14 protein-coding genes and 1 tRNA gene are annotated in these 25196 nt (G+C 57.3%); 3 read left to right on the top strand and 12 right to left on the bottom strand.

All coding sequences use genetic code 11. The annotated features are described in order from the left end of the window. Window positions 1–1011: 1011 nt before the first annotated feature. The 7 genes from ACWUI2_RS07590 to ACWUI2_RS07560 form a co-directional block, all read right to left on the bottom strand. Complete coding sequence (locus tag ACWUI2_RS07590) at window positions 1012–3528, bottom strand: NHL repeat-containing protein (RefSeq protein ID WP_486982253.1); 2517 nt, start codon at window positions 3526–3528, stop codon at window positions 1012–1014. Between the two features lie 223 nt (window positions 3529–3751). Then, window positions 3752–5617: an alpha-L-fucosidase gene (locus tag ACWUI2_RS07585; protein WP_486982252.1), complete on the bottom strand. Its 1866-nt coding sequence runs from the start codon at window positions 5615–5617 to the stop codon at window positions 3752–3754. Between the two features lie 209 nt (window positions 5618–5826). Further along, window positions 5827–6624 carry a PEP-CTERM sorting domain-containing protein gene (locus ACWUI2_RS07580; protein WP_486982251.1) on the bottom strand — a complete coding sequence of 266 codons (798 nt, stop codon included), beginning with the start codon at window positions 6622–6624 and terminating at the stop codon, window positions 5827–5829. 190 nt (window positions 6625–6814) lie between these two features. Beyond that, window positions 6815–9910 (bottom strand): PHP domain-containing protein, encoded by a 3096-nt coding sequence (locus ACWUI2_RS07575; protein WP_486982250.1) that lies wholly within the window; start codon window positions 9908–9910, stop codon window positions 6815–6817. Between the two features lie 65 nt (window positions 9911–9975). Beyond that, window positions 9976–10926, bottom strand: coding sequence for a hypothetical protein (locus ACWUI2_RS07570; protein ID WP_486982249.1), 951 nt, complete (start codon window positions 10924–10926; stop codon window positions 9976–9978). A gap of 42 nt (window positions 10927–10968) precedes the next feature. Next, window positions 10969–11646, bottom strand: coding sequence for a type II secretion system protein (locus ACWUI2_RS07565; RefSeq protein ID WP_486982248.1), 678 nt, complete (start codon window positions 11644–11646; stop codon window positions 10969–10971). Between the two features lie 95 nt (window positions 11647–11741). Continuing rightward, entirely contained in the window at window positions 11742–12524 is a 783-nt protein-coding gene (locus ACWUI2_RS07560) for a PEP-CTERM sorting domain-containing protein (RefSeq protein WP_486982247.1), read from the bottom strand. Window positions 12525–12842: 318 nt separating this feature from the next. Here ACWUI2_RS07560 and ACWUI2_RS07555 point away from each other — a divergent pair, with 318 nt between their 5' ends. Next, window positions 12843–14597: a hypothetical protein gene (locus tag ACWUI2_RS07555; protein ID WP_486982246.1), complete on the top strand. Its 1755-nt coding sequence runs from the start codon at window positions 12843–12845 to the stop codon at window positions 14595–14597. An 858-nt stretch (window positions 14598–15455) separates the two neighbouring features. Then, a complete protein-coding gene (locus tag ACWUI2_RS07550; protein WP_486982245.1) occupies window positions 15456–15908 on the top strand; it encodes a hypothetical protein in 453 nt (150 codons plus the stop codon). A gap of 645 nt (window positions 15909–16553) precedes the next feature. On the opposite strand, the gene ACWUI2_RS07545 is transcribed toward ACWUI2_RS07550, so the two are convergent. The 5 genes from ACWUI2_RS07545 to mgtE all read right to left on the bottom strand — a co-directional run bounded on the left by ACWUI2_RS07545 (window position 16554) and on the right by mgtE (window position 22694). Beyond that, window positions 16554–16638: transfer RNA gene (locus ACWUI2_RS07545), tRNA-Leu, on the bottom strand. A gap of 199 nt (window positions 16639–16837) precedes the next feature. After that, window positions 16838–19288, bottom strand: a complete 2451-nt coding sequence (locus ACWUI2_RS07540) for a PKD domain-containing protein (protein ID WP_486982244.1) — start codon at window positions 19286–19288, stop codon at window positions 16838–16840. A gap of 290 nt (window positions 19289–19578) precedes the next feature. Beyond that, a complete protein-coding gene (locus ACWUI2_RS07535; protein WP_486982243.1) occupies window positions 19579–20442 on the bottom strand; it encodes an undecaprenyl-diphosphate phosphatase in 864 nt (287 codons plus the stop codon). Window positions 20443–20554: 112 nt separating this feature from the next. Further along, window positions 20555–21319, bottom strand: a complete 765-nt coding sequence (locus ACWUI2_RS07530) for a transporter (RefSeq protein WP_486982242.1) — start codon at window positions 21317–21319, stop codon at window positions 20555–20557. 25 nt (window positions 21320–21344) lie between these two features. Next, window positions 21345–22694 (bottom strand): magnesium transporter, encoded by a 1350-nt coding sequence (gene mgtE / locus ACWUI2_RS07525; protein WP_486982241.1) that lies wholly within the window; start codon window positions 22692–22694, stop codon window positions 21345–21347. A gap of 461 nt (window positions 22695–23155) precedes the next feature. Here mgtE and ACWUI2_RS07520 point away from each other — a divergent pair, with 461 nt between their 5' ends. Further along, entirely contained in the window at window positions 23156–25159 is a 2004-nt protein-coding gene (locus ACWUI2_RS07520) for a thioredoxin domain-containing protein (protein WP_486982240.1), read from the top strand. The last annotated feature ends 37 nt before the right edge of the window (window positions 25160–25196 follow it).

Genomic DNA, 25196 nt, shown 5'->3' with positions numbered 1-25196 from the left:
ATTAAACCATATTTCATGAACACGGGGAGAAGGAACAGCCTAAAGGGTTTGGCATTCCTGCCATATCTATACGAATACAGACACGGATGGCCAGATTAGGTTCAGGGAGGCGATTTCGTTCCAATCTTCGTGGACCAAAAGTTCCACCTCAGCCGGGGTCAGGGTTCGGTTCTAAAATCGGCAAAAAGAAGGGCGAGCGCTTTCGAAATCGAAGAAACGCAAGTCCTTTCAATTGTATCCGTTTAAAGGATACGAATTAACAGCCTCCAACTCCGCGGATCAGCGGATCGTCCTCATACAATGCGATTTCCGGTTCCGACCATTCCAGGGTTCACCCATCGGCGGAGTCGGCTTCCCACCTTCGGCAGAGCCGGACTGGGTTTCCGCCGACATAACGGAGAGTCCGCCGGTCGAGATGTTCCCGGAGAGATTGGCCCCCATGATTATGGAAGAAATGGAGGTAACCCGCCGTCGCGAAGCTTCCAGACAAAATTCATCTCGCGGAGGGATCAAGCGGCTTCTCCATACTGCATAGATCGTCCGAGCGAAGGAGCGCTCCCTCGGAACTGGTGAACCATCCGTCCCCCTCCCCCCCGACTTTATAAAGTCGAAGGAGCAGACTGGCCCCCATGTGGTGGCCCGCCCTACGTTCCAGAACAATTGAATCCTGCCGCCGGTCGAGTTTTCCCGATCCATTTAGAACTCCCGGACCGGAATGACGCCACGTTCCTTCGACCGCGGCCGCCCACGGTCGTCGCTCGATCGAAAGACGTAATGCCCATGGGAATCCATCTGTTGCGTCTTTCCATCAGGATAAGGAGGATCGTCAGCCGGCAAATCTCTCAGGCCGGCCGTCGGTATTGTGAACACAAAACCGCGCACGATTCATATCGCGGTCCAAGTCTTCCCCCCGCCGATTCGGCGGGTGTTCATTAACTGCCTCCAAACGTTTTCCGTCCGATCCGACGGCTCTGGACGCCCGGCGATAGGCGTCCAGGCTCCTGAAGTTGCTCAATCCGAGGTTACCACACGGATGCGCATAAAGGCGCGGTCTTCCCCGGAAACAGGGGCAAGGAGGCGCACCGTGACAACCTCCAACTCTCCGCTGTCGTCCACCGTGACATCCATCAGCGCCGAATCCGAATCCCAATCAATCAAATCAATGGAAACTTCAACGATCGCGTCGACTCCGGTGGCGGCCGGATCACGGAAATAGGTCAAGTGCAATTCCCCATCCACGATCTCACCGCTCGGCAGAGAACCGCGCGCCGGTTCTTTCGGCTCCAAACCAAACAGATACTTCAACAAATTGCCGATGCCATCCCCGGCTGGATCCGCCGCTGGTCCACTGATGTTGATATCTTCCAACTCCTCGGGAGTGAACTTGACCGCACGCCACTGCTCGAATCCCGACAGCACCTGCCGAATGATCGCCACGCCAGACGGTGAATCAAGTTCCCGGACCAGCGGGTGAAGGTTGGATCCATCCAAATTGAGCATACTCAAAAGCCGCGTGCCTCGTTCCAGGAAGACCAGGGCATCGGCATCGGGGCCAAGCGTCATTCCCATCACGGTTCCCAAACCATCCGCTAACGTACTGAGACTGCTGTTACCTGTTTGAAACACCCGAATCGCGTTGCCGTCGGAGAGATAGAGTTCCCCTGTCGCAGGATCGAATGCCAGTCCGTTCAAGTTGTCGTGACCGGCAAGTCCGGTTCCGATCGCGTCCAGCCCCCCCTGATCAAGATCTATCCTCCAGACGTTGCCGCTCTCCGGATTTCCGAAAAAAAGGTGTTGATTCGCCGCATCGAGAGCGATCGGTCTGAAATTCTCCCAGTCGGCGAAGAATACCGTTTCCACGGGACCGGATCCGTCCAGTGGAGCCGCGTAGATTCCCGATTCCAGGTCGGCCCAATAAATCATTCCGTTGGCAGGATCGAGAACGATGTGTTGAGGCATATCCAGGCCGACATCGCCGTCGACTGACGCGTACAGTGTTGTGACCCCGCTTCCATCGAGGTTGGCCCGCATGATTTTCCCATCGCCGCTTTGATTCAAGATTCCTTCCTCCGCCCAATACACGTATCCATTATCTTGATCCAATTGAATCCCGATTGGACGATTGAGCCCTTCGATGAGGAACTCCCGGCCGGATCCGTCGCCGCGAGAGGACTGAATTTCCCCCAGACGGGTTTCCGTCCAGAAAACCCGCAATTCGGAATCGCCGGGAAAACCCCAACCATCGTCCGGCACAAGAGTGAGATTGTCGACGCGAGCGTTTTGGGTGCGAACAAAAACACCATCCCAGTTGATCACCCCCGGATTACTGGCAGCCCCGAGGTCCAGGGATGCCTCGGTAACGGTCTGGGCAACATCAAAAAAGAGCTGGGTAAACTCCGTCTCACCGGCTGTCAGATTTTTGACCGCCAATGTCGCGAGCCCGCTCCCGCTCAGATTCCAGGTCGACCTGACCCGATACCAGTTGCCCACAGCAGGTGTAACGGTCCCCCCTCCGGGAGGGCGAGCAAGGGTGGAAACGGTCGAAAAGCTCCAGCCGCGCACGAGAAAGTTACCGTTCTGAACGCCAAACACCGCCGGAACTCCGATACTGGAACTCGTCGGATTAAACTTCCCCACGCCAAATGCGGCATTTCCGCCGGCGGCCTCCATATATAAGTCGAATGTCAAGGTAAGAGACGTGTCGGTGCTCAAGTTCAACAGCCCAAGATCTTTGATGCTGTACGAATTATCGGCGCTAAAAATGTAGGTGTTGGTTCCATCCGTTCCGACCCCGGCCGAGGGGGTCGGACTCCCCCCGAAACCAACCGTCCAGCCTTGCTGACCATTGAGCGGTTGGCCGGTCGAATAGCCGATGTCAAAACTTTCCTCGAAACCGACTGGTTCCGGAGGCGACTCTGCCAGACTTACTTCAATCGCCCCCAATCGTCCATCTTGAGTGCGAACGAAGACCCCGTTCCAATTTGGCAGCTGGGGATTATTGGGGCTCCCGAGTCCCAAAGAGGCGGTCGCGATGGTCTGAGGGGTATTGAAGTACAATTGAGTGTATTCAGTCTCCCCGGCCGTCAGGTTTCGAATGGCGAGGGTGGCGGCTCCTTCACCGTTTAAATTCCAGGTGGACGTGACCCGATACCAGTTTCCGGGAACCGCTTGCATCGCCACCCCACCGGGGGTTCTAGCGAACGTCGTGGTTCCAAAGCCGAAGCCGCGAACAATCCAGTTTCCACCCTGCACTCCGACCAGGGCAGGCGTTCCCATTCCGGAACCTTCGGGATGGAACCGGCCCACCCCGACCGCGGCGTGTCCCGACGCATTGACATACAGATCGAACGTCAACGTTATCGAAGAACGCCCCGTAAGCCCAAGACGCCCGATATTCTTGATACTGTAAGCGTTGAAAGAACTGAAGATATAATGGGTGTCCGATTCACTTCCGACCAGGGCGGACGGTGTCGGGCTGGCTCCGAATCCGACGGTCCACCCGTTCTGGCCGGCCAACGGGTCATTCACAATGTAACCGCTCTGAAAGTCTTCAGAGTACAACGACGCTCCGAGACTATTCGAAAGCGTGAAAATAGACCATGAGGCAAGCAGAAGGAGTTTTTTTACCATAGAGCGATTGTCACTTCCCGGGACACCCGCTTCAAATGAATTGGCTTTTCCAAATGAGCTATTTCTATCGAAAAACGGTCATCCTACTCATTGTCACTTCCCAAAATTCCGCCCCCCTGCCTCATCCCCCATCTTCTTCCGGCAAATCGACCGGCGCCGGCGCTTCATCGACACCAAGCGCGCGCCGGAAATTGCGGAACACATCGGCCAGCGGTTCCTGCGCCGGTTGAAACCGGAACGGTAACTCGGCGACCATCCCTTCCTCAACGAGCCAAAGACTCCGAAGCGCCAGGCCGTTCCGCGCCCATTCATGCCGGGATGGGATTTCGATCCGAGCCCTGATTCGAGACTCCTTGACTCCCAGGAGTTCGACCGATCCGAGGAAGGAGACAACATCTTGCCGGTTGGAAGTCCAAAGATTTTCCATGCGTCCCTCGTCCCTCAAGGGACCACAGAGACGGTGACCATTGATCGTGACCTCCAGGTTGAATCCAGGAACAAATCCATTGACCCGGTCCACCCCCACCAATGCCACCACTTGATACGGACCAGGCGAGTCCGGAATGAAGGTCCATTCCAAGAACGCATCGCTATCCGTCCAGTTCTGAACCACTCCGCCGCCCCCGACCCGCAATCCGGACCCTTCTGGATCATGGATCCGCGCCAAGTGAGCCGGGAACAGCACATTTCCCGCTGGGTCCGCCTGAATCGTACGGCCGGGAGTGGTTCCGGTCGCTCTCATCCGGAGGTCGATCACCCGGACATCCCCGTTTGTCGATGGCGGAGTATAGACTTCAATTAAGTCGGCCCCCTTCCCCCTTTGGACCCGTCTCCACTGTAATTGTTCGCCGGTCCGAACCAACCGGCATTCCTCCACCGGCCCGGTCACGTTCGGGATCCGGATGACTTCCTCCCGACCCTCCGTATGGTCGAAGAAATAGAAATGCTTCGGCTTGGCCGTGGTTACCCCCCAGGGGAAATTCAAGTAAGGATCAGTTCCCGAACTCCCCCGGATTGCCGGATCGTTCACTCGTATCCACTCGCCGAACTTCCGCAAACTCTTTGACACGGCCGGTGGAATCCGGCCTTGATCGTCAGGCCCGACGTTCAACAGATAACAACCGCCCCGCGAAAGGATCGTTGAAAAGATCCGCTGCAACATCCTGGGCGATTTCCAATTCGTGTCCGACGCCTTGAACCCCCAGCTGTGATTGGTGGTTCCGCAAGTTTCCCACGGGTCCGAAATCGGAAGTCCAGACAGTTCATTGTCTCCAAAACATTGATAATCCCCCAGACCATTTCCAATCCGCCCATTGATAATACAGTCACCCTGCAATTTCTCCACGTGGCTCCTCAATTCGGAGCTTTGCCGTTCCGAAATAATCTTGGGAACATCGAACCAGAGAAGATCGACCTGCCCGTAATTTGTCAGCAATTCAGTCAGATGTGGCTTGACGATTGTATCCAGAAATCTCTGATAGTGCGTCTCACGACGAGGATTTTCCCAATAATTGGCCGGGGCATCGGAATGATACCAATCCATTTCCTGGGAATAATAAATCCCGAGCTTGATTTTGCGACGGCGACACGCGGAAGCCAATTCGGCCAAGGGATCGCGCCCCCAAGGAGTCCGCTCAACCACGTTGTAATCGGAAACCTTCGATCGAAACATGCAAAAACCGTCCGCATGTTTGGCGGTAAACACGATATGCCCGGCACCCATCTCAGCGGCCAGCGCCACCCACCGGTCCGCGTCGAAACCGGCCGGATCGAAGGTATCCGCAATTGCGCCATATTCCTTCCTGGATACTCTCGCCCGCTCCATCAACCATTCCGAGATATAGGGCACCTCCAAACCCTTCCACCGGCCACCTGTCGCCGAATAGAGCCCCCAATGAATGAAAAGCCCAAGTTTGGACTCCTGCCACCAATGCAACCGGTTTGGTTTGATCGTCTTCTCGCGCACCGAATTCATTGCCAACAGCATGAAAGCAACGTACCGAAGCCTCCAGCCTATTGACTTCCCCCCTGCGGTCATTTCATGCAAATTCCGGACGGTTTCGGCGCAGGAGAATTGCGACGAACCTCACCGGGAGAATCTCCGCGGCGAATGGAGGGGAATCAAGTTTGCGAAAAAGAAGAATGCCGATCCCTTCACAAAAGGGAACGGCATTCCTGTGCAAATCAGCCAACAGCTCAGGGACGCATCCGGCGGCGAATGGAATAGGCAACCAACAGTGTCAGCCCACCAAACATCAGTCCATACGTCGATGGTTCGGGAATCACCGATATATTGTCGATCGACCCATTCTGAAGCCTGAAATAAACTCCACTCCAATTGCTGACCCCGGTGTTGTTCACATGGTTCAGTCCCAGCGATGCGGTCGTTTGAGTCTGCGCTCCATCAAAATACAACGTCGTAAACTCGGTTTCGTTTTCCGTTAAATTCATGATAGCCAGGGTGCCCGTGCCATTCCCGCTCAAATCCCAAACCGACTGGACGCGATACCAGGTGTTCTCCGCGGCGGCAACCGTCCCGGTGCCAGGGCCCGGAGGTCTGACGAGACTGGTAGATCCAAATTCGTATTGGCGGACAATCCAATTCCCGCCCTGCACACCAAACATAGCTGGAGTTCCATGACTACTGAGAAGTTGATTGTATATTCCGATCCCGAAGGCAACATTAGTTGAACCCGGTCCGACAAATAAATCGAATGTAAGAGTTATAACATCGGTATTGGTCAAACCGAAGTTACCTACTTCATTAATGCTATATCCATTACTTTCACTGCTAACAAAATAATTGCCGCCGCTTTCCTCGACGATCGCAGATGGCGTGGGACTTGCCCCAAACCCTTGCGCCCAGTTCTGTTGACCTGACAAATCTCCGGTCGTGTAACCGGACTGGAAAGTTTCGGAGTAAATTGCCCCCGACACCGTAGATACTGTGAGGAGGGCAAGGCACGATGCAGCTAGAATACGTGTAGTGATCATTGTGGAGTCTGTTGATTTTGTTGTTTTGAGACCTCTTCATCATCACGAATCCATTCAACTCCAACCACCTCAGACTCTATTCAATTTCGGAAATGACCATCATAAATCAGACATTTCGGCCTCTTGGCCTTGCGGCAATTCATATGCGGATGGCTCGGAATCATCGGGAAATTGTCAATCTGTCCAGCACTCAAAACCCATGGACCGTTCGCAAATTGGTATCCGGATCGATCCAAAGATTATTCCAGACGAGGGCGATTTCCTCGGGCGGATTTCCGGAAAACTGAAACGCGACTTCCTCATATGGGCCGAGCGGCAGCATTCCTTCCCCCTGAACCCCGTCCCTTGTCATCAAAAGCTCCATCGGACTCTGGTTTTTTACAACAAGGATCGAGCTTTGACCGTCGTCCATTGGCAACAACCGCACGTTCACGTAATTGAGGATCATCATTTCCAACAATTCCTCCCTGCCCCAATAGAGGTTATCGGGACCGATGTGCGCCACGGTTCGGCGATCACGCAACGCGGCCATGACTCCGGCCTCCGACCGGTCCTGAACAAAGACCAGCGTCGACGACATCGGCTGGTTGTACTCGGATCTAATCCCATGCACATCGCAATTGGCGAAAAAGGCCAGATTGTGATTCAGTGCAGCCCAAAAGGCGGCCGTGTAACTCCGGCCCGCCAAACCGGAAACATTGTCGTTCCTGACTTCAATTCCTTCGAGGTAGCCTTCATTCGCGGCCCACAGCATTTCATCCGTCATTCCGCGACTGGGATGCGCATAGAGCACAAATCCTCCCGCATCATCCACCATTTTCTTGAACTGATCCTGGTAATAAACTTGCGGCATATCTCGATTGAGCGCCCATCGATGTTCGTCGGTTGGAACATAACTGGAATCGAAACCAAGCGCCACGACATGTTCACGATCCGTGTTGTTGAGATCGCCCAATCCGGTTTCCATTCCCCGGAGCAAAACCATCCCAAACGCTTCGGCAATGCCCACGGCTTCGTCATAGGCGTAAAAATTCCGGTGATCCGTTATGGCAATAGCGTCATAACCGTATTCCCATGCTTCCATGACCCGGTCGACTGGAGAAAGATCTCCATCCGAACGCAGCGTATGAAGATGGAAGTCCCCGCGGAGAACGGAATAGGTTTCTCCGGAACCCCCGCTTGGCATCAGCGGATCGCTATCCACGTCGGGAAAACGGATCTGCCTGCGATAACGGACTGCTTCTCCCGGCGGATGATATCCTTGCCCCCAGGTGATATCCCGGACCTCGACTCCTGATCCTGTCAACGCACCATCGGCGAGCCAGCCTTCGAATACGGCGTCGATGCTGGTTATGTCAAAATTATCGTAAGGACCTTCGTAAACCAGCAGCCTCCCCAATCCATATCCGCCTTCAAGATACAATTTGACCGTTGCTTCGCCAGGATCAACGTTAAGGGTGAGGGTGTAAAGGATTCCGGCCTGCGGTTGGCCCGCCCCATCCAGCTCCACAATCGACCCGTCCGTCTGAAGGTAAAATGTCTCCATCTCCTCCTGAATCAAAAAGAGGTGCCATCCGGAGATCCGATCAACAAATCCGACCCGTGCATCCGTGCCGTCCGTATACTTGAACTTTGCCTGGATCCAGACATCTTCTCCTGATCCGGCCCAATCGGAATCGAAACGCCCCTGAATCTTCGAACCTTCCGATGTTTCCCCATCAAGCAAGAGGTTCCCGCCAGGATCGAAGCCCGCCGCGCCAGCCAAAACACTCCAATCGACTCCATTCCAGATCACCGCATCCCCAGCCAGATAGGCGATCCCGGGATAACGTCCCGTCCCCCACTTGAAGTCCGTCAACGTAATCGCCCCCCCGACACTGGCTCCGTCGACACTTCGCTTGCGGGTCGCCAAATCAAGAATTCCGATGTTCTGTGACGGCCCCCGCCCTTGTTCCACCAAAGCTCCGTTCAAATAATAGTTGATGCGGACTTCGTCAGCCAAACGTTCCATCGCGATGGTGTGCCTGGATCCGTTCTCCCGGAAGAAACGGGGCCCCGGCCTATAGCGGGCCCCATCCTCTGTTATGTGAAAATGATGATCCACACTTAGTGGCCAATTGATCCCATAAAAGGCATCAACTCCGTTCGCACCACTCAGAACTCTCGCATAAAACATGTCGTTGATGTCATACAGGAATGTCACCTCAAACCATGCGCCATCCTCCGAATACCGCCACCAGTCCGGGGGCGGATTTATCCGGAGACGAGCCCCTGTCACGGTTCCCGCCGATTGTTCCGCCTCCAGGATCAAATGACCTTCGCCGGTCAAACTCGCGGTCCCGGGCGGGTTCACCGCCCATTCGACTCCGCCAAAGGTAATCGTAGCGGCGGGCTCCGGCGGGGTATTGACCAACAGGTTGCCATTGATCACGGTGGTTGTCCCGGTATGGGCCACGGTTCCCGTCAGGACCTGATCCCCTTCCCCGTCCTTGACTAAATGGAGGACCTTGGCTCCGTTTCCGCTCCCGTCCACCAGATCCCCGGCATAGGTGTTGACACCAGCATCCGGATTCAAAGTCAAGGTCGTCACATTCAAATGGTTCGCATCGCTCACGACGGATCCGGCAATTTCGGTTCCGCTGGTCCCATTCAGGTGATTGATTGTCACTTCCCTGGACACACCGCCGCCACTAGAACTGAGCCGGAACTGAATACCGTTCGTCAAATTGACACGGTTAAAATAAGCGCCGACACCGTCTGCGGTATCGATATGAAAACGGGTGCCTCCAAGATTCGCCGTTCCCAACACCTCAAGACCGGTCAGCTGAAAGTTCGGCTGATTTCCCGCCCCAAGAATCAGTATCCCGTTGGTCAGCTCGATATTGTTAATCGTCAGGCTCATGGTTCCGCCGGAATGGCCGCGGATCGTCAAACGGTCGTCACTTCCGCCTTTCCGCAACGTGCCGGTGATCTCCAGGTCGACATGACCTCCCCCGCTATTATTGAAGATCTGGTTGTCTGCGGAAGCCGTGGAGAAATCGGCATCGACCAGCGAGATCCGGGGCGTCAGCGATGAATCGATATTCATGCGGACAGCACCGCCGGGATTGGTGATGATCGAATCGCCAATATCCGGTACACCCGGCGGCGACCAGTTCGCGGGATTTTCCCATGCACCCGTGCCTGTCTGCCAGGTGTAGGTGGTCTGCGCAAAACAAGTGGCGCCGCAAAACAGAACGGTCACGCACATCAAGTTCGAAAAATTTCGGATAACTTCATTCTTCATCTAATTGGTCTGTATTGGGTTCATTCCTGATAAGCCGTAGCTTTGAGTTGGTCTCGGTATCAGCCTTACTCGGAAAGTTGAATCAAAAGGCGACCGTAGAGCCGCGAGACATCGGCGATTCCGGGTAGTAAGCGAACAGTGACGACGTCCACATCGCCTTGATCGTCTTCATCAATCACTTCCATGACATCGATTCCTGAAGTCCAACTGATGAGGTCGTCCGAGACCTTCACCACAATCTCCACGCCGCTGGCATCTTTTGCACGACGATAGCTCAAGGTAAGATAGTCGCCTTCCACACCGACCGCAGGCAAGCTGGAGCGGTCAGCAGCGGCTTTGGGCAGGAGACCCAAAGCGAATTTCATCAGATTGGGAACTCCGTCGCGGGCGGGAGTGGCCTTGGGGCCGCTGATTTCGTCATCGTCCAGTTCCTCTTTCAAAAAATGCTGAGTTCGCCACTGCGCGAAGGTCTTGGCCGTATCCGCAGCCAAAGCCAGGAGTCTGAAGTGAATACTTCCATCGTCATAAATAAATTCCCCCTCCCAGCCGGAATTCAGGACCGTCCATTGAGAAACCCCTGGATCGTCGTCAAGGCCAGTCAGGATGTCACGGTATAAACCGGGAGTTGCATCGAAATCCTGGAAACGGAAGCGAATCTCCTCTCCGAAAGTCCAGGTTCCAGGTCCAGCACGAACAATTGAACTGCTGGTTTCTTCCGCGCCCAGGGCCAGTCGAATCTCGGCTCCATTGTCCAAAACAAGACTTCCGGTCGTCGTCAAAAAAGTGTTGACCCTTCCGTCCCCTCCCAGAAGCGCACCTCCCTCGAGAATCTGAATGGGCCCGGCTACAACACCGCTGCCCCCAAACGCTCCTCCGCGGACGGTGACAGGAGTTTCAGTCAAAACACCCTCGCCAGCGACCTCTTCCACAAAGGGCGTTCCAAGAAGCAGCATCGGAACGATAAAAACACTCCGGTTCCACATTCTCCGGCAAAACGAATCGAAATGGCGCGGCATAGGATGCGTGTCAGGTAAAACCAGCGGAAGGAAGGATCTATCCTACCATGCCTGGTCGTTGTTCAAATTCTGACCGCGTGGGTAAAAGGCCACATGCCCATCGAAAAACAGATAGTTTCGACCATTTTGGGGAGTGTCATGTTGGGTCCGGACCCCCCAAATCTGGGACAACGGCTTGAAGCTGTAAAGTGCCGACAATTCTTCGATCCGTCTGGGTCCATTGATATTATCATCACTGGATCCCTCCCGGTGGCCGAATGGCATCACACTGTCGTGCGTCCGGGCATAATGACGATCAATATCAGCCTCCGCCACCCCTGGCGGAGGATTCAACCGGTAGGAAGGACTCATTAAGACTTCCAGACGAACAATTTGCCCGGGCGCAATATGGTCCTGTAACAAGTAGGGCGCCAGATAATATCCCATGCCCGTATAAGGAGTCGAGGTGAACATCCGAACGTCGAAGGGGATTCCCGCCCAGGCCGGGCCGGGCAAACGACCGTCATTGTCATTCGCATACAAGTAGATGGCCGTTCCGACTTGCCTGAGATTGGATGCGCACGAGGACCTCGCGGCGTCGTGCCGGACCCGCCCGACAACCGGTATCAAAATCGCGGCCAGGATCCCGATGATCGCAATCACCGTGAGCAGTTCAATCAGTGTGAAACCTGAAACTTGACGCGCCGGGCTTCGAACAAGGCGTAACCTGAAATTTGTCATTTTTTTCTATTATCAGACGAGGCTAGATGAAAACCGGGTCGGGTTCGCTCTGATTGCGAAATCACTGGCACCGGGTGGAACATAAATGGCATTCATTATTTGGCGGCATCCAGGAGCCGACGGCGGCGAACCAAACACGCTCCCGCCAATGCCAGCAGCCCGAAGACGGCAGCGTAAGTCGACGGCTCCGGAATTACGCTCAGATTGTCGACCCCTCCATTTTGAATCCGGACATAGACACCGTCCCATCCCGTTACCGGATCGGAAGCCGAAATCCCCAACGAAACGCTGGAGATTGTCTGGTCCGTATCAAAAAAGAGCTGAGTGAATTCAGTTTCACCGGCCGTGAGATTCATGATAGCCAAGGTTGCACTTCCCTCGCCGGCAAGATCCCACACGGATTGGACGCGATACCAACTGCCCTCCGTTCCTTGTATCGTGGTCGGCGGAGGGGTGTTCTGCCTGGCCGGAACCGTGGTGCCAAAGCCCCAGGGGCGCACCATCCAATTCCCCCCCTGAATGCCGAACATGGCCGGGGTTTGCTGAAACCCGCTCACTCCGAACGCGGCAAAGGTTGTTCCCGTTCCGACATATAAATCAAACATCAAGGTAATAACGCTGCTGGTGGTGAGCCCGAAGTTGTCGACTTGCTTGATCGTTCGGCTATCACTCGTACTGCTTCCATAAAAGGTTCCGTTTTCCACCTCGATCGTGGCCGGATGTTCGAGGGAACCGAATACCCAGCCCTGCTGCCCGACCCAATTACCGGTATTGTAACCGGACTGAAAATCTTCCGTGAAAAGAGAGGCGGCCAGAGTTGTTGCAGAATATGCCGCGAGAGCGAACAGGGCGGATTGCTTCAGGATGTTTGATGTCATAGGAGTTTTTTCAGGTTAGAGAAGTCTGCTTGAATTGGAATTTTTCAGCAAATTCAACTGAACGACCAGCTCGAAGAGTATCTCAGATCTGAAAATCTTAAGCAAAAACGGACATGCGACAGGGCGAGGAGTTGCCCGCGGAATGAATTCAAGGCGAATGGGTGGCCGAACGACGTCAATGAGCAGATGGCGCCGTCCGGTTTCTGCACGAAATGTCCGGTTTGCGCGGTGGAGCTGGGTTGAGTCGGGCGGGAGTGAAGCGCTACAGTCACGGAAGATTCCGTTTTAACCGTCTGACCGCCAGACTTTATCGCGACGATGATCAACGCCCGATTCCGCACTCTTCTCCGGCCCCGCCCATTACACTTTCTCGCAGGGTCACTCAGCGCCGCATTCACCTGCACGATCGCGGCACCGGCGCTCGTGGCCGATTGGTCGATCTTTCATGAGACAGCCCGCTCCGTCCCCGCTTTTGAGCGGATCGGTCCGGGGCCCAACGACGTGACGATGCGCACACTCGAATTCCGCGACGTCGCGCCCGGATCACTAATGGATCCGTTCCAGGCCATCCGGGACTTTCACGCCAACCGCCTCGAGTGGACCTATATCGACTTCGACGAACGCGACCGCACGAACATCCGGCAGGTCCGGCGTTCAGGGGTGATCTTCGGCGGAGCGGGATCGGCGAGTCTGCACGGCTCCATTCGCGCGTTTCCGCAGCAACCGAGGGACACCCACATGCTCGATCTCGATGGCAATCCGGTCGTGCAACCGCACATGCGGGCCTGGGACGAGTTCCGCGGTATCGGCGATCCATCCAACCCCGCCTTCTACGAACACCACCTCGCCTACTACCGCCGCATCATCGACTGGGGCGCGGAAACCTTGCACCGCGATGAACCCGAATCTCCCGTGTTTGCCGCCGAACGCTACGGCGGCGGGTTTTCCCCGACCGGAATCGCGGGCTTCCGGAAATGGCTGGCCAACAATCTGAATACCGCCGAACTAAAGGTCCTCGGAATCGACGATGTTGCGGCTTTCGACTACGCGGAACACCTCCGCGCCGCGGGTGCGCCCGCCGGTGACGACTTCGCCCACTTCGACTGCCCCGTCAAACCTTATTGGATACGGTATTGGGAAGAGACGACGACGGCCTTTTGGAACCGTTTCCTCGCGGAGATCAAGGATTACGGCGGCGATAGCCTGACCTTTTCCGCCAACAACAGCTCCCTGCAAATGTGGGAGAGCTACCATCGCGAATTTGACTTCGCCATTTCCGAGTTGCTTCTTGAGACGGCGAATCCCGTGCATATCTGGCAACGGAGCCGGATCGCGCGCGAGGTAGGGAAAGTGCAAGTCCTCGGTCCGCCGAAGACACGAGCGCAACCCGTCTCAGAAACCGCTAAAACCACCCTCCTGCGCCGCGTCGTGGCCACGGCGTATGCCTGCGGCATGATCGGCAAGGTCCCCTGGGATGTCTTCGATCAGTCGCCGGACGGCCGCAGCCGATATTTTGTTCAGCCCGCCGACATCGCCGACCTTTACGCCTTCGTGCGCGCCCACGACTGGCACGGTTATAGCGAAGGTGCCGCCTTCGGCCCGGGGATTGAAGGGGAAAGCCCGGGGATTGAAGCGATCCGCACAGAGGGGGGCAGCGGCGGGGTTTACGGGTTTGCCCATGCCCCAATTCACCGTCCCGAACAGCCGGTTCTTCTACACCTCGTCGACTGGGGTCGGTCAAAGTCACCGCCGGGGGCACCGAGCCACTTCCGCACCCCTTCCGGTGAACGCATCCGGATGTATTCGCCATCGGAAAACATCGAACGCACAGACCCAGAGCCATTCACCCTTGTGATCGACGCAACGGCATTTACCGACCCGGATTCACTCGTCTTCCGCCTTCGCATGCCCGTCCCCTACGATGCGGACGCCCACGCTCTCGCCAATGCAACCAGCCGTTTCGAGCGCCTTGTAGAAGAGACCATTCTCACGCCGGAGCACGACGGAGGTGAACTCCGGTTGAGAATTCCCTTCCTCGAGCCGTGGGGTCTGATCGAAATCTCGCGAGAGTGAACAATCAAAGCTTATCCGAATAGGACAAACTTTGTCTTCTTTGCTGTAAAGCAAAGATTTGCCACCCCGAATGGGTTCAGTTGACATAGTCTGATACCTTTAACTGCCATGAAACCATCCCAACCACCCCCTCGCACACCGGCCGCTCCACCTGTCGGTTTTCGTCGCATTCTGCCTTGCTGGAGCCGCAGCGCCCACTTTTACGGGCGCAGATAAAATTCGCTGCTGACCGGCTAACGATGGCTTAACGCCCGCGTGTCAGCCTGTCGCGCCTTCCGAAGCCTGGCATTGAGCGGCAAGCCGTTCCGTCTTGCCATACCTTATCAGTAGATGACCGGGCCGTTCAAACCGAGGCTGAAGTCAGCACGGCCGTCGCGACGAATTTGGGTCCCGCATATTTCCAGCGAGGACCAAGTTTGAAGAAACGTCGCGGGTCGGCCGTGGGAACACAAAACCTCGAAAGGTCAAAATGACCCGTCGAATGAGAGGGCCGGAATTTCCCCGGGGACGGTCTCCGTGAGTCCTGGCGTGTCTGGCAGCGGAGGACCCGTGCAGCCGAGTCGTTCTCGCAACGCCCGTGGAGGTAGTGGCATCATCCAATCCGAACCTAAAGTAGGAAAAACGAACCGGGTTTCGGTTTTGCCGAAGATCCCCGGCCGCCAGTTTAGGAAGCAGTAGCCAGAATCGAAGGCGCAGGGAGCCGCGCATAGGGCGGGTCGCCGAATCCGGAACACCATCAGTATCCGTGTTATAAATACGTGACAGGATAACTCTTATCTTCTTTCAACCGCCGGTGGGGACGACCGCTCCCTCCGGCGGTTTTTTTGCGTACGCGGTTATCAATTCGAGGAACAACACATGGATACTGCAACCGGAGACATGTTGGTGAACGAAATCGCCCCGCGCCTGGACTCCCTCATCGCTCATTCGATCGCTCCGGTGGGAGTCGGGAAATACGCCGTCGTGGTCCGCTTTCACCACGGCCGCAAAAGCTACCTTTCCCTGGGCGTCGCCGGCATGACCGGAATCCTCTCCGCGATGCGGCCGGGCAACTGGGCGCTGACGTTGAACCAGGCCCCATCGCACGCGCTGCCGTTCCAATTGGGCCAGGCGCCGGTCGCGCAGCGTCTGCGGGCGGTCTGCGACGGTTTCGGGACCTACTCGCAGTTGCTGAGGCGGCTGGAGGAATACCAGACCTTCACCCCGTTCTTCGCCCATGTGGTCGGACGGCGACCCTCGGAGCAGGTGGTCCTTCAGGGATTCGGCCCGGAGACCTCTCGGCGCACCGGGGAGAACGGCGTGTTGGTCTAAACCAACCATTTCGCGGGGGTCGAGAACCGCGGCTTGAACGGGCGGGAAATCACCACCGATGAGTTCGGGCAGGACTGGCTGAACGATACCCGGCCCCGCTACCAGGCCTTGCTCAGACGATTGAAGAAGGGAATCCCGGTGACCTTGGACGAGGCATTGGCAAAACTGGCGCGTCGCCGGTCACCCACGACTTCACCATTCAGTCGATGGCCTTTTGCCCGGGGAGCGGCGACTGGCGCCTACGGGTGCCGATGGATTAAAGGGACGGAAGAAAGAAAGGCCGGCCCCTCGCGTAGGGGGAAGGTGGGAGGCCTTTCTTTTAGCTGTTTAGCTGTCGGAACGAAGAACCGTCGGGTCCTCTAGGTCCCACGAGGAGCCGTTTATGGTTCGGGATCACGCCGTCTGCGGGCGGGCCGCCAGCACCGGCTGCACGGCGACAGACGTAAGGGCGTCGATGACCCAACGGAAAAAAAATAATCGCCCCTCCGCCGGGAAAGGAGCTTTTTTCTTTTAGTTATGCCGAGCAAAAAACCGAAAAGAAGAGGTTTCAAAAGCACAAAAGGTGTAACCGTGGTGTAACCACAACAGGCGTTCCTCGTCAAAAAACAAAATGCCCACATTCGCAACTCGCTGATACTCAGCGAGTGGTACCCGGAGCCGGGGTCGAACCGGCACTCCCGAAGGAACCAGATTTTGAGTCTGGCGCGTCTGCCAATTCCGCCATCCGGGCAATGATCGTTCCAAATAAAGCGACAATTCGGGCGAAGTAAACCTCCTTTTTCCCCTTCCCCCCTATTTTTTCCCACTGCTGCCCCCCGTTTGAACACCAACTCTCCCACCGGGCCACCGATCCTCCTTGCGACAATCCCTGACCCGATCGGGTCAGGGATTGTCGCGGGAAAGACTTCAGGTGAATGTTCGACCCGTGCTCAGGCGCGGGCCAGAGCTCCGCGTTTGACCGGGCGGCGAACGCGACGGGAAACCGGCTTGCACCAAGTCATTCGCTCGCCGCCGATTTCAAAGGATTCGCCGTCCTTGAGAATCCTGGCTCGGGTCACCTTCACCTTCTCCTCCGACTCCGGAGCGGTCAGACTGGTTCGTTTCTCAAACTTGAAAACCGCACCGTCCCGGATCGGCCGAATCGAATAACTGGACGAACCCGGCGTCCGGGCGATTACCGCAAGATTTTCCCGCTTCCCTTCAGCTGTCGACACCCGGATGTCGGCCTGCGCGATAGTCCCGATCGTCGCTTTAGTCTTCGGCCAGAAAAACCGGGAAACACCGCGTTCCCGAAGGCCGTGCAAGTAATAGGTGCGGGCTCCGACCAACTTCGTCCCTTTCTCCAGCGCGAACAACGGCCGCAACACATTGGGCACGATCAGCCAAACCCACACGATCACTGCGGCCACCGCTCCAATTAGCACCTTTTGCCAAAACGGCATCGGTGGGGCCACCGCAATCGAAACGGGAGTCACGTTGGACGTCACTCTCCCCTGAGGATTCGTGACCGATAGAACCACGGCATAATTTCCAGCCTCGCGATAGGTATGCGTCGGATTGCGCTCGGTCGATGTGTTTCCGTCCCCGAAATCCCAGAAATAAGCCGCCGCCAAACCATCCGATTCGTCGGTAAAATCAACCTTCAAAGGAAAGACTCCCGACTCGCGCGAGGTCGAAAACGCCACCTGCACCAACCCATGGTCCTGCCCGACCAACTCGCGCTTTTCCTCAAAATACCCGGACGTATCCGGAGTTTCTATACGATGAATGATCACTATCTGACCGGTCCGATCCGCTTCCCACGACCACTCCGGACCTTCGCCCAACACTTCTCCGTCGACCACCCAATGGTGGTTCCATCCGTCACCTGTCTCTTCGGCCCGGAAGGTGATCGTCTCCCCTTGATGGAAAAAACGGGAGGTCATGGCAAATTGGGCCGAAGGCAGAATCTCCGGCGGCTCATGCACGAAAAAACCATCGGTTTCCCTGGAGAGCCCACCGGGGCCTTCGACGACGTGGACCACCCGCAACAACCCATACCGGTCGGAAGTCCATTCCACCTGGGATCCCGTGAGAGTCACTTCCCCGTCGATGGTCCAGCGGTGCTCCCAGTCATCCTGAGTCTCCCCGGCGGCAAACACGACCGTTTCCCCGAACGTCGACTCTTCCGGCCGAACCTCGAAATCCGCGATCGGTGGAGGCGGCAGAACCGTCAGACGGGTGGTGGCGATATCCTCTTCGTCCTGCTTGCCCACCCGCAAGGCGATCTCGAATTCACCCGCCTCTTCCAACGGCAACTCGGCACGCGGCTCGCTCGAAAGCGGCTCCCCGTCTACCAACCATTGCCATGACTCCGGCTCTCCTTCGGAATAATCTTCCAAACGCAAGGTCTCGCCCACTTGAATCCGCTCCGGCAGTGGGCCCATGCGGGCGGTCAGCGGAACCACCGCGGCCACCTGAATGAAGTCCTTTCGCACTTCTTCGGCTTCACCGCCGGAACCGATGACCCGCAAAGAAACCGAGTAAAGCCCTTCCCGCTCGAACCGGTGTTCCGGATTTTGCTCGGTGGATCCCCGGCCGTCTCCAAAATCCCACTCGAACCGCTCCACCGCTCCACCCCGGGCAACGTGCCTGAACCGAACTGGTTCACCGGCTCGCACTTGGCGCCGATTGGAAACGAAATTCGCTTGAGGAGGAGGCTCAGGAATCGCGATTTCGGCTTTTCCCGGAGGGTGGGAACGATGCCGCACCCATGAAGGCGGTGGATCGGCCGGGTCGAATTCCAAGGTGATCCAGTACACGAAACTGTTTTCATGGCGAGAGGCCAATTGCCGATAAGCCGGCTCGATATCATGCCAACTCCGAAATCGATTCGACCAATTGTCTTCGCCATCGGAAAACACCAAGACGTTCACATATTGATAGCGGTCACGTGAAGCCTGCAAATCCTCCATCGCTTCGTAAACCGTGTCATAGAGACGCTTCGGGCCACCCGGCAACTGCCGCAGACTCCCCCGGGCCGTCGCCGACCGAGGTTGCGAAATCGTGGCCGGAACGAAATTCTGCCGGAAATATTCCGCGAACTCGCGTTTGGCGCCGCGATTCATCCGTGGCCAAACCGCCACTTCCGTGCCTTGACGCGAGAAAAAAACCAACCGGACTTCAGTCTCTTCCGGAAGCTGGGAAGCATGACCGGTAATCGCATGGCGAACCGACTCCGTCAACTGATGGGTAATCACCGCTCCCGACCGGTCGACCACGTAGTAGACGAGGCCCTTCTCCTCCTCGGCCGCCGAGCCGACGGAAAACAAGAGGGTTTGGAAGATCCAGAGCCCGAGGAATATCCCAAGACGATTCAGGGAGAAATTTCTTGATCGCATAAGCCACAAGGATAGAGCTCCGCCCCACCTCCAACAAGGTTGATCCGGCGCCCGGCTTGCCCGCACCCGCGCCTATACTCCAGCATCCGGCGAGCCGGTTCCGTGCGCCACGTTCCCTATCCACTTGGCTAACCGGCGGATACACGAAGGCCGCTCCGCCCGGATCCGCTGCCCCCCGGGTTTCGCCCGAGGCCGGAATCCTCCCGGCACGGACACCCTTGCTCCGCAGATATCCCAATCCGCTTTTTCCGCGAAACCCGACGCTCGCCCGGGTCGCCGCGCCCGCGTGGTCAAAACCGCTCGAAGAATCCGAAAAGCACCAGGATCGCCAACGCCCACAAATACAGCGAAAACCACTTCAATTGCGCCCGGTGCAAAAGCGCGACCACCAGCTTCAAAGCCCCCGCGCCGACGATCCCCGCCACCACGAAGCCGGTCAGTAAAGGAACCAAATCGAATCCTTCCACTCCCCGGTCGCGCATCACCAGGAGACTTTGCACCAAACTCGCCGCGATGATCGTCGGAAACGCGACGAAGAAACTGTATTCGGCGGCCCATCTCCGGCGGAGCCCCATCAACAGCGCGAAAACGATCGTCATTCCACTTCGACTCAACCCCGGCATCAGCGCCGCCGCCTGGGCCAATCCGATGACCACCGCGACTTTCACTCCAATCTGACGCAAGCCGACCCGACGCGGTTTCAACTTATCCGTCCACCAGAGCAGGCCACCGGTGATGGTGAACGTCGCCCCCAACCAAGCGGGATTGGCGAATCCGGTCTCGAAGAACACCTTCAAAACAAGCCCGACCGTGCCGGTCACGAACGTGGTCAGCAGTCCCAAGGCGAACAACCGGGCATACAAACCGTCGGGAATCGCGCACCGCCGTCCCCGGATCCAGTCGCGCGTCTCCTCCATCATCCGCAGGAGAAAGATCGTCAGGCTGCGTCGAAAAACAATGACGATCGAGACCAGGGTGCCAAGATGGACCACCAAGTCGAACAGGACCATTTCGGCGCTTTCCGGGGGCGGAATGTCTGAGCCCATCAGGATCAGGAGATGCTGGGCGAGCACCAGATGCGCCGTCGAACTGACCGGCACGAACATGAAGACGCCCTGCACGATCCCCAATAAGACCGCTTCCCAAAAGGTCATACCGCCAAAGGCCGGGCAACCGGCGGAACCGAAAAAAGACTCCCGGCCCCGCCGGTTTCCCAACCGGGTCGCCCGGCCTCACCGACGGATCGATCGCTGGCGATCCGCGGTCTCAAAACATCCAGGTCGCTCCGGCGGTAACGATGAAATCCGGGGAGTCGGTTCCGAACGAAGGCCCGACCCCGCCCCCGAGCATCCATCCGGCCGGAGTCTCCCAGTTGGCACCGAAACGGGCCGTGGCCACCGTCCCGCTAGTCGACCCCGAGGGAATCTCCACAAACGCCTCACCGAACACTTCGACCGTATCCGTCGTCATGTGACGAACCGCCGTGCCAATGAACCATTCGTCTCCGTCCGAACGTCGACCGCGGAAGTGTTCCGCGAAAAGATAACCGAGATTCACGTCGAGCGCCGTCCGATCCCATTCGCGCGTCGCCGCGAAATTGATCCCGAAATCGACATTGCCGTCGCCGAGTCCCCGGCTTTCCGAAGCGGTCGGCAGACTGACCGCCCCTTCCACCGCCAAGGCGAACGGACGGTTAGCCCCTTGCTCGGCCAACATCGCTTTGACCGCGAGAATCGTATCGAGCAATCCGCTTTCCCGCTCGCCGGCATCCCGGTCGTCGAGGATTTGGAAACCGAAGCCGATCCCGGCTTCGAACCGAGGATGGAACCCATGGGTAATTTCCACCGGGAAAGCGTGCAGGCGTTCACCCGACGCAAAGCTTCCTTCGTAAAAGGTCACGACCTCGGTTTCACCCGGCCCGACGATGGCGGCGTCGTCCACCAATAATGGATACGCAGCATGCGCCGACACGGCGGCGGCGAAGAAGCCGGTCGCGGCTACGGGATAGAGAGAGAATTTAGGCAATGTCATTTCTGGTTTCTCCTTTTCAAGCGAATCAAACTGCCAACCCCAGATACCAAGTGGCAATGCTGAAATAAATGATGACCCCGGAGATATCGGCCAGGGAGGTGATCAACGGCGCACTGGCCGTCGCCGGATCCATTTTGAACCGGGTCAGGATGAACGGCAAAACCATGCCGATCAGACTTCCAACCATGATCGTGCAGACCATCGTCAAAGCGACGACGACCGCCACTTCCGGAGCGCGCACCATCGCCACCGCCGATACCGCCAACCCCATCACCAAGCCCATCGTTAGAGCGATTCCGACTTCCCGCCGCAAGAAGTAAAACCAATCGCGCATCCGAACATCGCCGACCGCCAAGGCGCGGACCATCAAAGTGGCCGACTGCGATCCGGCGTTGCCTCCGCTGTCGATCAGTAGTGGAAGGAAGAATACAAGCGCCACCACCGCTTCGATGGTGTCTTCGAAGAAAGCGATCCCGGCTCCGGAGAAGATGTTGACGAAGACGAGGACCAAGAGCCATGGCAACCGTTTCTGGATCATTTGGACCACGGTCGCGCTCCGCATGCTCATCGTCGTCAAGCCCGGCGCGGCGGCCATCCGGTGGAAGTCGTCGGTCGCTTCTTCTTCCTGAACGTCATGGACGTCGTCATGGGTGACGATGCCGACCATTTTTCCCTGGCGGTCGAGAACCGGCAACGCGATCAAATCGGCTTTGCGCAATTCCCGGACCGCCTCTTCGACCGGAGCCCGGGTGTGGAGCGTAATCACCCCTCGCCGCATGATCTCCTCCACCCGCGCGTCCGGCTTGGCCAGAATGAGATGTTTCAAGGAAAGGACACCGACCAAGTGACGCTCCGCATCGACGACGTATCCATAATAAATGGTCTCCGCGTCGGGCGCCTCGCGACGGATCTTGTCCAAGGCCTGCCCGGCCGTCATGTCGGCGTTCAGAGCGACATAATCGGAAGTCATGATCGCCCCGATTTCTCCTTCCTCATACGACTCCAGGCGAAGGACGTCTTCGCGCTCCTTCTGAGCCAGCCTCTTCACCAAAGCGTCGCGACGGTCTTCGGCCAACTCTCCCAGAAGGTCGACCCGTTCGTCGTGCGACAAATAAGTAATTACCTCGGTCGCCGCCTTCTCATCCATTTCCGCCATGAGCTCGATCTGACGCTCCGGCGAAAAGAACCCGAACAGCTCGGCCCGTTTCCGCGGAGTGAGAAGCCCGAGGACGAATCCGGCATCGGCAGAGGTGAACGCCTCCAATGCCTCGGCGGTCACCGAGGGGTGTAGTTCCTCGACCAGCAGTTTGAGTTCATCTGCATTCCGGCCATCCAGAAAACGGTGAATCTTTTCTTCCAGTATTGCTCTATTCATGTTTCGGTCATTCCTGCTTTTTAGCCCGCAGAACGACTCTAGCGGGAAACGAGGAAAAAACCGAGACAAACAAGGCTAAGCCTTGCGACGGCCGCGAAACCCGCGAGAACCGTCCACCGGGAGAAAACTCCGGCGGAGACAGCGCAACGCCTTACGACTACTTCCAGGGTCGTCGTCCATCGTCTCGTTCTCCTTTCCTTTCCGGGTTTTCATTGCAGGAGAAAGAAATGCCGAAGCCACGGATCTTGTCAACCCCCGCGTAGTGCTTTTTGTCCGACGATGTTACCCACGCTCGGCGGCTTCAGCCGGTCTTTGATGAGGTGACCGCCTACAGGCGGAACTCCAACCAAGTGATTGAAGTGAATTCTAATTCCGGTCTCGTTTGCCTTGGCAAATCCGAGTATGGTAGATGGTCACGTTTAAACCAATTTTCTGCAACATCCGTCCGAACCGCAACCGATATGCCAAACCGTCTCGCCGAGGAACCGAGTCTATATTTGAAACAACACGCGGAGAATCCCGTGGATTGGTATCCGTGGGGTCCCGAGGCCTTGGCGAAGGCGAAGGCGGAAGACAAGCCGCTGCTGGTCTCGGTCGGTTATTCCTCCTGCCATTGGTGCCATGTCATGGCCCACGAGTCATTCGAAAACGAATACATCGCGGGGTTGATGAACAAACATTTCATCTGCGTCAAAATCGACCGCGAGGAACGTCCCGACCTCGACCAGATCTACATGGACGCGGTCCAGATGATCACCCGGCACGGAGGTTGGCCGCTCAATGTTTTCTGCCTCCCCGACGGCCGCCCGTTTTTCGGGGGCACCTATTTTCCGCCCGAGGACCGGGGGCAGGGGGTCGTCCCATGGCCCCAACTGTTGATGCGGGTCGCCGACTTCTACCAGCGGGAACGAAACCAACTGGAGGAGAACGCCGCCAACATCGTCCACAACCTCCGGGCGATGAACGAGCCGTTTGATTCCGGCGAAGGAAAACCGAATCACGCGGCGCTTCTCGCGGCGGGCGACGCGATTTGCCAAACCCACGACAAGGATTTCGGCGGTTTCGGCGAAGCCCCGAAGTTCCCGCCGTCGATGACCCTCGACTTCCTCCTCGAACTTCGCCGGGGAATCCAACCGGAGGAACACCCCCAACGGACTTCCCGCTTCGACCGGGCCGTCGGAAGCACCTTGTCGGCGATGGGCCACGGTGGGATTTTCGACCAGATCGCCGGCGGTTTCGCCCGCTACAGCGTCGATCGTTTTTGGCTCATCCCCCACTTCGAAAAGATGCTCTACGACAACGGTCTCCTGCTCGATATCTACGTCAAGGGCTGGCACCGATTCCGCCATCCGCTTTTCCGCAACGTCGCCGAGGAGACGATCGAATGGGCCGAGCGGGAGATGCGGGCGCCCCACGGGCTTTATTATTCGTCGCTCGACGCCGATAGCGAAGGGGAGGAAGGGAAATTCGCCGTCTGGACTCCGTCCGAGATCAAGGCCGTCCTCGGCGACGAGGAAGGGGAAGCATTCTGCGCCGCCTACAACATTACCGAGGAGGGGAATTTCGAACACGGCAAATCGAACCCCGCCCTGGTCGTCGGCGAACCGGAGGAACGGGAACGCCTCGCCCCGGCCCGGAAGAAACTTCTCGAAGCCCGCAACCGGCGTCCCGGTCCGGCCCGCGACGAAAAGCAGCTGGTGTCCTGGAACAGTCTCTTTATCCGGGGGTTGGCGGAGGCCGCCTTCGGCTTGGACCGCCCCGACTGTTTCGCCCGCGCCCGGCAGGCGGCCGATTTCATTTGGGACAACCTCCGGTTCGGTGACGACCGTTTACATGCGATCTTCGATGAGAAGCCGCGCCTCAACGGTTATCTCGATGACTACGCCTTTTACGCCGAAGCCCTGCTCGCCCTCGCCTCCCGGGCGGATTTCTTCGAACCGGGACTCTCCGCCACCCTCATCGAGCGGGCCCGGCGGATCACCCAAAGCATCCTGACCTGGTTCGCCGACCCCGAGCAACCCGGTTTCTTTTTCACCTCGTCCGACCACGAGGAACTGGTGAGCCGCCGCAAGGAATGGCTCGACAAGGCGATCCCGGCGGGGAACTCCTCCCTCCTCCACGTCTTTTCCGCGTTGCACGCGATCACCGGCGAACCCGATTACCTGACCCAGTTCAGCCGCTTGCAGGCCGCCTACTCCGCCTATTCCCGCCGCGCTCCGAGCGCTGTCGGCCACGCGATGAGCGCCCTGACCGCCGAGCATCACGGCATCGCGGTATTGAAAGTGAAAAACGTCGCCGACTGGAAGCCGCTGGCCGAAATGCTCCGCCAGGAAATCTGGCGCCGGATCTTCGTCCTCCGAAGCGATTCCGCCGATCTCCCCGACGGATATCTCCTCTGTATCGGCCCCCACTGCCTGAAACCGGTCACCGATCTCTCCGACCTCCAATCGCAACTGCAGTTCTAACCAGCGAGTTGGTTCAAGGTTCAAGGTTCAAGGTTCA

This window comes from Verruconatronum alginivorum (assembly GCF_056590205.1).
Note: the sequence above shows the minus strand (reverse complement) of the source record. Positions and strands in the feature narration are given on the sequence as shown.

Excerpts from the sequence above, each read along its gene's own strand:
- ACWUI2_RS07580 (WP_486982251.1), bottom strand. The coding sequence starts at position 6,624 with ATGATCACTACACGTATTCTAGCTGCATCGTGCCTTGCCCTCCTCACA.
- mgtE (WP_486982241.1), bottom strand. The coding sequence starts at position 22,694 with ATGAATAGAGCAATACTGGAAGAAAAGATTCACCGTTTTCTGGATGGC.
- ACWUI2_RS07565 (WP_486982248.1), bottom strand. The coding sequence starts at position 11,646 with ATGACAAATTTCAGGTTACGCCTTGTTCGAAGCCCGGCGCGTCAAGTT.
- ACWUI2_RS07535 (WP_486982243.1), bottom strand. The coding sequence starts at position 20,442 with ATGACCTTTTGGGAAGCGGTCTTATTGGGGATCGTGCAGGGCGTCTTC.
- ACWUI2_RS07575 (WP_486982250.1), bottom strand. The coding sequence starts at position 9,910 with ATGAAGAATGAAGTTATCCGAAATTTTTCGAACTTGATGTGCGTGACC.
- ACWUI2_RS07570 (WP_486982249.1), bottom strand. The coding sequence starts at position 10,926 with ATGCCGCGCCATTTCGATTCGTTTTGCCGGAGAATGTGGAACCGGAGT.
- ACWUI2_RS07555 (WP_486982246.1), top strand. The coding sequence starts at position 12,843 with ATGATCAACGCCCGATTCCGCACTCTTCTCCGGCCCCGCCCATTACAC.
- ACWUI2_RS07585 (WP_486982252.1), bottom strand. The coding sequence starts at position 5,617 with ATGCTGTTGGCAATGAATTCGGTGCGCGAGAAGACGATCAAACCAAAC.
- ACWUI2_RS07540 (WP_486982244.1), bottom strand. The coding sequence starts at position 19,288 with ATGCGATCAAGAAATTTCTCCCTGAATCGTCTTGGGATATTCCTCGGG.
- ACWUI2_RS07560 (WP_486982247.1), bottom strand. The coding sequence starts at position 12,524 with ATGACATCAAACATCCTGAAGCAATCCGCCCTGTTCGCTCTCGCGGCA.
- ACWUI2_RS07530 (WP_486982242.1), bottom strand. The coding sequence starts at position 21,319 with ATGACATTGCCTAAATTCTCTCTCTATCCCGTAGCCGCGACCGGCTTC.
- ACWUI2_RS07550 (WP_486982245.1), top strand. The coding sequence starts at position 15,456 with ATGGATACTGCAACCGGAGACATGTTGGTGAACGAAATCGCCCCGCGC.
- ACWUI2_RS07520 (WP_486982240.1), top strand. The coding sequence starts at position 23,156 with ATGCCAAACCGTCTCGCCGAGGAACCGAGTCTATATTTGAAACAACAC.